The following is a 1,675-nucleotide window of genomic DNA, read 5'->3' as shown; positions in this document are numbered from 1 at the left end:
ATCGTCGACGTTTTCCGTCTCGCCGCTGAAGATCGCGCGAACCCGTACGAAGAACATCGGGATCATGAAAATCGCGAGGAACGTTGCCGTGACCATCCCGCCAAGCACGCCCGTGCCGATCGCGTGCTGGCTCGCCGAACCCGCGCCGTTGCTGATCGCAAGCGGCAACACGCCGAGCATGAACGCGAGTGACGTCATCAGGATCGGACGCAGCCGCAGACGCGCCGCCTCGATCGCCGCGCGCACCGGCCCCATGTTCTCGCTCGCCTGCAACTCGCGTGCGAACTCGACGATCAGGATCGCGTTCTTCGCGGACAGGCCCACGGTGGTCAGCAGGCCGACCTGGAAGAACACGTCGTTCTCGAGACCGCGCAGCATCGTCGCGAGCAGCGCGCCGACCACGCCGAGCGGCACCACCATGATCACCGAGAACGGGATCGACCAGCTTTCATACAGCGCTGCCAGACACAGGAACACGACGAGGATCGAGATCGCGTACAGGATCGGCGCCTGCGAGCCCGACTGGATTTCCTGGAACGACAGGCCGGTCCACGAGTAGCCGATACCTTCCGGCAGCTTGCTCGCGAGCGCTTCCATTGCGGCCATCGCCTGGCCGGTCGACTTGCCCTCCGCAGCCTGCCCCTGGATCTCGATCGACGATACGCCGTTGTAGCGCTCGAGCTTCGGCGAACCGTAGCTCCAGTGGCCGGTCGAGAACGCACTGAACGGCACCATGCCACCCGCGCTGTTGCGCACGTACCAGATGTTCATGTCTTCCGGCGTCATCCGGAACGGCGCATCCGACTGCACGTACACCTTCTTGATCCGGCCGTCGGTATCCAGGAAGTTGTTCACGTACTGCGATGCCCACGCGATCGAGAACGTCTGGTCGATCGCAGCCGCCGTCACGCCGAGCGCATTCGCCTTCTCGCGGTCGATGTCGACCTTGTACTGCGGCGTATCGTTCAGGCCGTTCGGGCGCACCAGCGCCAGCGAGGGATCCTTCGCGGCCATCCCGAGCAACTGCCCGCGTGCAGCCATCAGCGCTTCGTGGCCGAGACCGGCGTTGTCCGTCAGCTCGAAGTCGAAGCCAGCGGCTGTACCGAGCTCGGGAATCGACGGCGGGTTGAACGGGATCACCATCGCGTCCTTGTACTGCGCGTAGTGCGCGAAGGTCCGGCCGATCAGCGCCTGCACCTTCTGGTCCGAACGCTGGCGATGCTCGTACGGTTTCAGCTTCACGAACACGAGACCGGCGTTCTGGCCGCGGCCCGCGAAGCTGAAGCCGTTGACCGTGAACACCGAGTCGACCACGTCCTTCTCGGTGGTGGTCAGGTACGTGTTGATGTTGTCGAGCGTCTTGCCGGTCGTTTCCTGCGTGGAGCCGGACGGCGTCTGCACGATCATGAACATGTAGCCTTGGTCTTCATCCGGCAGGAACGACTTCGGCAGGCGCACGAACATCACGCCGACCGCAATGAACACGGCCAGATAGATCACGAGCCAGCGTCCCGAGCGACGAATCACGTGGTTCACGCCGCCCGTATAGCGGTCGCGACTGCGATCGAAGGTCCGGTTGAACCAGCCGAAGAAACCCTTCTTCTCCTCGTGATGCCCTTGCGGGATCGGCTTGAGGATCGTCGCACACAGTGCCGGCGTCAGGATCAGCGCGACG

General features: G+C 63.8%; 1 protein-coding gene. It reads right to left on the bottom strand.

The annotated features are described in order from the left end of the window. On the bottom strand, positions 1-1,675 hold a 1,675-nt coding region (locus JYJ84_RS36045; RefSeq protein ID WP_205190240.1), incomplete at both ends, for an efflux RND transporter permease subunit.

Source organism: Burkholderia sp. LMG 13014 (genome assembly GCF_905232215.1).
GTDB lineage: Bacteria > Pseudomonadota > Gammaproteobacteria > Burkholderiales > Burkholderiaceae > Burkholderia.
Note: the sequence above shows the minus strand (reverse complement) of the source record. Positions and strands in the feature narration are given on the sequence as shown.